Source organism: Streptomyces sp. NPDC101151, from assembly GCF_044768335.1.
GTDB lineage: Bacteria > Actinomycetota > Actinomycetes > Streptomycetales > Streptomycetaceae > Streptomyces.
The window spans coordinates 1-9,092 of sequence record NZ_JBIWPP010000085.1; the positions used below are offsets into that span (position 1 = coordinate 1).

General features: G+C 65.2%; 5 protein-coding genes and 4 pseudogenes. 2 read left to right on the plus strand and 7 right to left on the minus strand.

Features of this window, described 5'->3' with window-relative positions; translation table 11 throughout:
* Positions 1 to 86: 86 nt before the first annotated feature.
* From ACIRU3_RS46835 to ACIRU3_RS46860, 6 genes and pseudogenes are all read right to left on the minus strand, one after another.
* Positions 87 to 590: pseudogene (locus ACIRU3_RS46835) on the minus strand (transposase); the annotation flags it as partial.
* Positions 591 to 894: 304 nt separating this feature from the next.
* Positions 895 to 1,341, minus strand: coding sequence for a PIN domain-containing protein (locus ACIRU3_RS46840; protein WP_404070450.1), 447 nt, complete (start codon positions 1,339 to 1,341; stop codon positions 895 to 897).
* Positions 1,342 to 1,351: 10 nt separating this feature from the next.
* Complete coding sequence (locus ACIRU3_RS46845) at positions 1,352 to 1,780, minus strand: hypothetical protein (RefSeq protein ID WP_404070452.1); 429 nt, start codon at positions 1,778 to 1,780, stop codon at positions 1,352 to 1,354.
* Positions 1,781 to 1,880: 100 nt separating this feature from the next.
* The gene (locus ACIRU3_RS46850; RefSeq protein ID WP_404070454.1) at positions 1,881 to 2,798 is read right to left on the minus strand and encodes a hypothetical protein; all 918 of its coding nucleotides are present in this window, start codon (positions 2,796 to 2,798) and stop codon (positions 1,881 to 1,883) included.
* A gap of 318 nt (positions 2,799 to 3,116) precedes the next feature.
* Positions 3,117 to 3,320, minus strand: a pseudogene (locus tag ACIRU3_RS46855) (hypothetical protein); the annotation flags it as partial.
* Positions 3,223 to 3,506: pseudogene (locus ACIRU3_RS46860) on the minus strand (hypothetical protein); the annotation flags it as partial. The pseudogenes ACIRU3_RS46860 and ACIRU3_RS46855, both read right to left, overlap by 98 nt.
* Positions 3,507 to 3,512: 6 nt before the next feature.
* On the opposite strand from ACIRU3_RS46860, the pseudogene ACIRU3_RS46865 reads away from it, so the two are divergent.
* Positions 3,513 to 3,803 (plus strand): annotated as a pseudogene (locus ACIRU3_RS46865) (repressor LexA); the annotation flags it as partial.
* Between the two features lie 74 nt (positions 3,804 to 3,877).
* A complete protein-coding gene (locus ACIRU3_RS46870; RefSeq protein WP_404070456.1) occupies positions 3,878 to 6,382 on the plus strand; it encodes a tetratricopeptide repeat protein in 2,505 nt (834 codons plus the stop codon).
* A 608-nt stretch (positions 6,383 to 6,990) separates the two neighbouring features.
* Here ACIRU3_RS46870 and ACIRU3_RS46875 read toward each other — a convergent pair.
* On the minus strand, positions 6,991 to 8,877 hold the full coding sequence (locus ACIRU3_RS46875) for an SdrD B-like domain-containing protein (RefSeq protein WP_404070458.1): 1,887 nt from the start codon (positions 8,875 to 8,877) through the stop codon (positions 6,991 to 6,993).
* Positions 8,878 to 9,092 lie beyond the last annotated feature (215 nt).

Here is a 9,092-nt window from a genome sequence, read left to right on the forward strand (position 1 = left end):
GCACATCACGAGAGCACGCGATGCATGATCGCGAACGGTCGGCACGAACCGCTCAACCGTCCGGATCACAAGATCGTCGACAGAACCCGAATCTTCACGTTGATGGCATCCACGAACAGAACTGGGTAGACGCGGTCCAGCGGCCGGTTCTGCCATTCGGCCATGCCCTCCATCACCTGGTCGGTGATCGTGGAAATGGTCTGTCTGGACACTTCGGCCCCATACACCTCGGCCAGATGAGCCGAGATCTCGCCGTGCGTGAGTCCCTTCGCGGACAGCGACAGCACCATTTCATCCACCCCGGTCAGCCGGCGCTGGCGCTTCTTGACGATCTGCGGCTCGAAGGTCCCGGCCACGTCCCGGGGCACCCTGACCTCGACCGGCCCGACGTCGGTCAGCACGGTCTTGGTGCGAGTGCCGTTGCGGCTGTCGCCGTTGTTCTTCCCGGCCGGATCGTGCTTCTCGTAGCCAACGTGGTCGGTGATCTCGCCTTCCAGGGCCGACTCCAGCACGCGCTTGGTCAGCTGCTGCAAAAGCCCACCCTCGCCGGTCAGTTGCAGGCCCTCACCACGGGCCCGGTCGACCAGCATCGCGATCAACTGCTCGTCCGATGGGGCCGCACCGACCGCCTCGACCACAGGCTCTTGCTCGATCGTCATCTCACTCACTTGGCGTCTCCATGATCAACAGATCCGCCGTTGATTAGACACTCCCCATGAACGCACTGCGGAAGCTGGGCATCGACTGGGCGTGACGCGGTCCGGCCGTCGAGCCGGAGTATGCGAGACCCGGGGCCGGGATCGTCCCGGGGTCTCGTGCTGTCTCGCCGTGCAGGCAAGGGCCGCTCTCACGGTGCGGTTCAGCGCCGGCTAATTGCGGCGGGCTTGCTGGTGCTCATGGCTTCTCGATGAAGGGCAGTCCGACGGCGGCGAGTTTGGTCTGGAGGTTGATGTCTCCAGTGGCCGCGTAGACGGCGGAGCCGGGGTGCCGGGACTGCAGCAGCAGGGTGGAGGCCACGAAGCGGTCGTCGGGCACGTCCAGGTCGAGCCAGTTCGGCAGCCCGTCGCTCTTGGGTTCGATGTGCTCAAAGACGGCGTGCACGTCACCAGCCACCCGCACACCGCGCAGGACGTCGCCGTTGGTGCGAAGCCCTTTCAGCCGGCGGTCGGCCTTCTTCGCTGCGTCCCTGACGTCGGCGTTGCGGCCGGCGAGCTTGTGGTCGTCCAGTTCCCGCAGAACGACGGGCAGCAAGTGGACCATGTACCGCTTCCCGAGCAGCGGCGTATAGATCGCGACATCGGGGTCATCGAGCAGCATGTTCGTGTCGACCACTACCCGCACCGTCCAAGTGTCATCCGGCAGGAGCTCGTCCCAGCTTCCGGAGCGTGGCCATGGCCATCTTGACCTTGTCGATGGCCGTGTCGATGGAAGCTGGCACGGTGATGTCCCGGGGGCGTACAAGCCAGCGCTGCAGCAGGCCCAGGGTCCTGTCGAGGCGCTTGGTGACCTCCGGGGTCGGGTGCGGAAACAGCAGTCGGAACAACGGCTCCCATTCCCGTACGCGCCCCAGCAGTTCCATCCTTCGCGTCTCGAGCTCGGGGCCGCTGGGCACCCAGCCCCACTTCGGGGCAGCGTAGACAACGATGCCGTTGGGCCGGCGGTTCGGGTCGACGTTCCGGATCTGCGAGTCCGCGAGGATCTTCAGGAAATCAGCTTCGATCACATCCAGGTCTGAACGGAGGCGTTCCAGGTAGGTCGGCGGGGCTTGTATGGCGGCCATCTGCCGATGATGCCGCACTCCACTGACAGACTCGGGCGCATGGGGCTTCCGGGCGGCCGTTGGATAGTCGCCTGCTCTGACGGACGCGCTCTCCGGTCTGTCAGTCCGGGGCCTGAGAGAACCTGCGTCGGCGAATGGGATCGGGAGGACTGGCTTCGCCCGTCTCCGACGCCACGGTGACCACACCCGGCGGGGAGATCTCGGTCCGCCAGCGCCGCGTCAGGGCACGTAGCCAGCGGCGGCGGGACCACCCAGGTCCGTTGCGCAGCTCGGCGTAGCGGACGACGGCGTCGGGAGTCATCGTTCGGATCCACAGCGGTCTGCCGACCATGATGCGTTCGGCACCGGCTGACTCGCCTGTGAGGTTCCACCGTGCAGGATCGAGTACGACGTCGGTATAGATCTCGGCGAAGAACTCGCAGTGCCCGGCGTGGCCGATGGTGAAGCCGCGGGTCTCTGGGCGGCCCGTATGTTCTCCGCTGGCGCTGGAGAAACCCTGGTCCAGAGCGATCTTCAACGCCTCAACGGAGCGGGACTCTGGGCAGTCCCATTGAGAGGTGTTCTGCCTTCCCCTGGTACGCAGCAGTTCCTCCACCGCTGGTGCCGCTGAGGAGGTCCAGCCGTCGGCAAAGCCGTCGCTCGGGCCGAAGCCGCGTAGGTTGTCCATGCTTCCGAAGAGACAGAGGTCGATCCTCTGACCATGCACATTTCGTACCTGAACGTGCATGAGTGCGGCGCCTTGGGTGTGCCATGCGGCGAACTCGGCGAACTCGACTTTGCCTACGCCGCTGACGTACGCGGCTTCGGGTTCTGTGTCCAGGCTCTGCGTCGCCGCGCTACCGATGTGCCGCAGAACGCGGCGCGTTTCCTCAAGCCGGTTTCGTGTCACGCGCTGCTTCGGTCCGAAGCCGCCTTGGAGCCCGATGAGTGAGAGGCCGAAGGTCCAGCTTCGACGTCCCGCGAGCTCGATGCCGTTCTCCTCGGCAACTCGTTGGACTGCTCGGTCTGACCAGTACACATACCTGCCGACCTCGTATGGGGCTGCCATTCGACCTCGAATTCGTCGGTGCATCCGGGTTCCAGAGCGGGGCCAGGGTGACACTGCCGGGCCCGCTCTTCACGGGATCAGTCGGTTTTCCGCCCTGGAGGGGGCAGCCCTGGTAGAGGAGGTCAGTCCGCAGACAGCAGACTGTCGGACGTCGTCAAGTTGTTTGCGTGACTGGCGGGTTGGGCTGTGTGGAGGTGGCTGGCCAGAGGGGGTGTTCCGCTCAGCCGGTCGTTGCCATGCCGGTAACCGTGACGCCTCCGCCCCTCACGATCCTCGCCGGTGCTGTCACTTGCTGGTGACGATGTTGACCGCGTTCACCGACCAGAAGTCGGGGAACTCGACGCCACGCTGCTCAAAGTTGACCGAGCCGTCGCGCCAGTTGGTCATGACGACGTCACGGCGCTCCCACGCCACCTCGTCGTACGGGTGTACGCCGGGGGTGGTGTGGACGCGCTCGATACGCAGCCCCTCGGTGGATGCTGCCCAGCACACACACTGTCTTGATCTTGCCATCCACGCCCTCCTCAGAACCTGATCCGCGAGACGGCTCAGCCGCCGACGTCGCCCGCGAGACTCTCTGGTCCGGCGATGGCCTCGAAGTCCTCAAGCGAGTCGAACGCCCGGTACACGGAGGCGAATCGTAGAAGGGCGAAGGTCGATCTCCTGCAACGGGCCAAGTCATAGATGGTCAGTTCGGAACCTACCGACTGGCAGCGCCGGGTGATCGAGGTCATCCGGGACTCCGTGCAGCGGCGCGGTTACCCGCCGTCGATGCGCGAGATCGGCCAGGCCATCGGCTTCTCCAACACATCCTCGGTCGCACACCAGCTGATGGCACTGGAGCGCAAGGGCTTCCTGCGCCGCGGCCTGCACCGCCCGCGCGCATACGAGGTACGCGGCTCCGACCAGGCCGTGACCGTGCAGCCCACGGACACCGCCGCCAAGCCCGCAGCGTCATACGTCCCGCTGGTCGGCAGTAACGGCGATCCTCCTTTCACTTCTGCTGCTGATGGCTGCGCGAAACCGGGGCAATGCAGCAGGATCGGGGAGTGGATGATGACGAGGGCCAGTCTCAAGACGGCACCGCAGAAACACGCGTTGACAGCGGTGACCTAGTCGATTTCCGCCACGCCACTTTTTACGGCCCTGTCGCAGGCAAGATCCAGCACGATCACCACGCGGCACCCCGCCCCGCGGCCACATGGCCGCATCGGGTCGGATCGATCCCCCCGCAGGCCAGCTGTTTCCAGGACCGCGCCCACACCGCCTGCCTATCAACAGCACTCGCCACCGACAGCACCGCAGTCGTCACCGTGCCCAACTTGGCCGGAGTGGTGGTGGGACTGGGCGGCGTCGGCAAAACCCAGCTTGTCGCCCACTACGCCCGCACCGTCTGGCAAGCCGGCGACCTCGACATTCTCGTGTGGGTTCCCGCCACCAGCCGCAGCGACGTTGTCACCGGCTACGCCGCAGCTGCCGCTGCACTCCTCGGCGATACGGCACCCAACGACCCAGGCCAAGCCGCGGCAGCGTTCCTTGCCTGGCTGGAGCCCATGAGCGCACAGCGCGCATGCCGGTGGATGGTGGTTCTGGACGACGTGACTGATCCGGTTCACCTCAACGGTTTGTGGCCACCGGTCAGTCCGACGGGCCGGACCCTGGTCACCACTCGCCGCCAGGATGCCGCCCTGACCACTGGCCGTTGTCGCATCGACGTTGGCGTCTTCACCCCGGACGAGGCCCTCGCCTATCTCACCGCTGCCCTCCCTCACCCCGAGCTTCCCGAGCAGCTGGCCGGGCTCGCCGACGATCTCGGGCACCTTCCCCTGGCCCTGTCCCAGGCTGCTGCCTACCTCGCCGACATCTGCATCACCACAGCCGACTACCGACAACTGCTGGCGGACCGAAGTGGCCAACTGCACGATGCAGCGCCCGACGCGCTCCCTGACGGTCAGAGACTCACCGTCGCCGCCACCTGGTCCCTGTCCATCGAGCACGCCGACCGCCTCCGCCCAGTCGGCCTAGCCCGCCCGCTGCTGTCGCTGGCATCCTTCCTGAGCGCCAACGGGATCCCCGAGACCGTCCTCACCAGCTCTCCCGCCCGCACCTACCTCGCCCACCACCGCACCCCCGACGCCTCAGGGGGCCTCGCGCCAGAGGCCTCGGAGCCAGTGTCGGGGCGGGATGTCCGGCTGTCGCTGACAGCCCTGCGCCGGCTCAGCCTCATCCAGCACAATCCCACTAACTCCGGGACCGCAGTCCGCGTCCACCAACTCGTGCAGCGCGCCGTCCGCGACACCCTGACCGCCGACCACTACTACCGCACTGCCCGCACCGCCGCAGACGCCCTCCTTTCCGCCTGGCCCGAGATCGAGGACAACACCACCCCCACCGAAGTCCTCCGCGCCAACACAGCAGCGCTTACCAGTTGTGCGGAAGAAGCGCTGTACCGGCCGGACACGCATGAAGTCCTCTACCGCCTCGGACACAGCCTCGGCGAAGCAGGACACGTCACTGCAGCACATGCCCACTTCCGCTACCTCACCGACGCCACCACCGCCCGGCTCGGTCCTGACCACCCTGACACCCTCAGAGCCCGAGGATGTCGCGCCAACTCTCTGGGGGATACAGGAGACACAGCCAGGGCCGCAGTCGCCTTCTTCGAACTCCTGGTTGACCAAATCCGGGTGCTCGGAAGGGGCCATCCTCGAAACATAACTGCCCGCAACAACCTCGCCACCTTGCTGGGCGACTCAGGGCAGGCGGCCGCGGCAGCCGCCGTGCTCGTAGATCTCTTGCCAGATACAGAGCGAACCTTGGGTAAAGATCACCCCTACACTCTTGCCACTCGGGGCAACCTTGCTAGCTGGCAAGGAAGGGCGGGCATCGCAACGCCAGAGGCAACAGCAGCCTCCTACGCCACCATCCTCGACGAGGAAATCCGGGTACTGGGCGAAAACCACCCCCAAACACTCACCACTCGGCAAAATCTTGCCCGTTGGTGTGGCCGGTCGGGCCAAGCGGCAAAGGCCGCTGCCACCTACGCCGACCTGCTGACTGACTACATCCGAGTGCTAGGTGAAGATCACCCACATACCCTTGCCGTCCGTGGCAATCTCGCTGGCTGGCAAGGAAGAGCGGGCATCGCAACGCCAGAAGCGACAGCAGCCTCCTACGCCACCATCCTCGACGACGAAATCCGGGTACTGGGCGAAAACCACCCCCAAACACTCACTGCCCGTAACAATCTCGCGCACTGGCTTGGAGAGGCGGGGGACGCGGCCGGTGCGGCCAGAGCGCTCACCGAACTCCTACCGCACATGACGGACTTGCTGAGCGCAAACCACCCCGACGTCCTCACGACTCGCAACAACCTTGCTCAATGGCGGGGCCGGGCAGGTGACCCTGCCGCTGCCGCCGAGATCCTTGTTGATGTGCTCCACGACCGCTCCCGGCTCCTGGGCAAGGAGCACCCCGACACTCTGTTCACGCGCAGCGCCCTCGCCTACTGGCGGACCGAGGCTCAGAGCAACACCGCAGGAGTGAATGAATAGACTCGTCGGTGAGGGATCCGCGGGTCGGGTATGTCACCAACCGCCCCAACCCACCGCCGGCGCTTGTCCCACGCCACAGCCTCACTTCCCCACCAGCCGTGTTGTACGGGCCGGCCTTCACAGCTGAGCAGCAGGTGACCGGCTACGGCACTACGGGTGGGTTAGCGACGGCGTCATCGCCCGGCCCTGGCGTGTCCAACCTCCGATCTCTGGCAGCCTCAGCCCGCTCCACCACCATGACTAGGCATCCGGACCGTTCTTAAAACCCATCTTTGAACCTTGTGGACGCGGCCTCCCAGGGCGTTGGCTGTAGGTGCCGGACGGGTGTGGTTGGTGTCGCGCATGATCGCCAGCCTCGAGCCCTCCTGCCTGCGGGTGGGTTCGGTGGCCTGGATCAGCTGGGGCATGTGGAGCCCGGCCGGACGGGCCTGCAGGAGCACCCGCCAGATCGCTTCCGCGTGTTCGCGTGCCGCATCGCCCCGGCCAGGGACCAGGGCACGGTTACTTGCCCCGCAGCAGTTTCGCCAGCAAACCAATCGGTCCCTCCCCGTGATTCTTGGGGAGGGACCGATCAGTCGATTGAGCGAGGCTTTAGGGTTGCGGGTTGGTTACATGGCGGCTCCGGTGGTCTTGCGGCGGCCGAGGTAGAGGGCGCCGCCGATGGCGAGAAGGCCGGCGGCGGCGGTGCCGATGGCCGGGTCGATGAGCGGGATGTCCGGAACGACGGTCGTCACGCAGGAGGTGTTGTTCTGCAGGTTGGGGTCTTGTTCGTTGCCCTTGACGGTCACGCAGTTGTCGAGGCGTGCGGGGCCGGAGGCTGGGGCGAGTCCGCGGACGGTGATGGTGTGGCTCTCGCTCACCGCAAGGGGTCCGCCGGTGCAGGTCAGGCTGCCCGCTCCGATCCCACAGCCGGCATCGGAGGTGTGCGGGTTGAGCATCCCCGCTGGCAGCGGGTCGGTGACCGTCCACCCCGAGGAGTCGTTGGGCCCGTTGTTGGTGACGATGATGTTGTAGACGACCTCACCGGCCGGATCCACGATCGCCGGACCCACCTTGATCACCGACAGGTCCACAATCGGCTTCTTGAACCCGAAGTCTGCACCGTGATCGTTCTGCCCGGCACCCGCCGGGTTCACCACGACCGCGGGGAACGGGTTGCCGTCCGGCTCACCACTGGAATCGACCTGGTCGTCATCTCCCTGGTTGGGGCGGGTGGGCACCCAGCCCTGCAACGGACCACCCGCTGTGTAGTCGTCGGGGTTGTCCATCTTGACCGTGTACGTGTGCCCGTACACCAGGTCCTCGGGCTTGACGTTGTTTGTCACCGTGGAATCGAAGTAGTACTCACCACGTGAGTTCGTGACCGTCGTACCGATCTTTTTGCCATCGGCGTCATACAGATTCACCGTGGCGCCTACAACCGGCGCCTCACCCGGGTCTTGGATACCGTTCTCATTGGTGTCCTGCCACACCCGGTTACCGATCTGCACCGGCGCCTGATCGCACAGAACTTCCAGGTCACCGATGCCTCGTGCCTTACCGAAGGTGTCGTTCAGGAATTCACCCCCATCGCGGTTTCCGGAGTTTCGGTTGACCCATCTCACGCCAGTTCCGGTTCTGTCAGTGGGGTCCATTGCTGTGAATGGTAGATCGTTTTCTACTTTGTCGACGACTACGCCGCCGGCGCCGATCTCCTGGTGTGGGCCTGTCCAGTCTCCTGGATAGAATTCCCTGATATTCGCAGGCTGAGAACCGCTGTTACCGGGGGTTTCGTGGTTGGTGCAGCCGCCGTTGCCGTCCAGAACGAACATGTGATTCCCGCCGCGGCATGCCCGGTTGATGTCGCCACCACTGATGGCGGTAGTTACAGGCCAGGCTGCAGATGTTGCGGGCAGCATCCAGCCGGCACGGTCAGGGAAGCGGTCACCGAATCCTGCGACCATGTCACCGTTGGTTTCAAAACCGATGTCAGTAAGTTCTGGTTCAGGGTTCTGGATACTGCCGTCCTCAGGGTGGTTACAGACTCGGCCATCCTGTGACATCGGCCGGCCCTCTGTCCATGGATACCAACCGTGACCACCGCATGGTCCTTTACCTGCTGCGTCAAGGTCCGGACGAGAATATCCACCGCGCGGGAAGTTCAGCGGTTGGTCCATGACGATGCCGGTGGAGTTTCCCGTGGTGGGGTCGAGGGTCTGCACGACCGCTCTCATGTCCAGCTTACTTCCCGTGGATTCGGCTGAGCAGACGCCGCCTACGTAGACTTTGCCGTCCTGGATACCCAAACCCCAAGGGCGCCAGTCTCCCGGGGCAGCGCAGCCAGGGTTCGGAATGGAGTAGGACGCCTTCGGTGCTGCCGCTGTCGGCTGCATGGCGTCATAGCGGTAGAGCCTGCGGTCGTGCAGGTTGACGACATACAGGTCTTTGCCGTCCGGACTGACATCAACATCGCCCAGCGATTCTTTGCCCGCTACGGGCCCGAACGCCTGGTCCATCGCGGCGCCTGGGTTGTGCCCGGTGGTACCGGGGTTGGGAACTCTGGTCCACACGACGGTCTGCTTGGTCGCAGGGTCTGTCCGGTAGATCCCGCCGGGCCCACCGGGACCGTACTTACTTGACTTCGGCTCGTCAGGGTGGCGCTGGCTCGTCGAGGGTCAAGCGAGTGCCGGCTATGAAGCCGTCGAGGGTGTCGGGCCGGTACTGAAGGCGT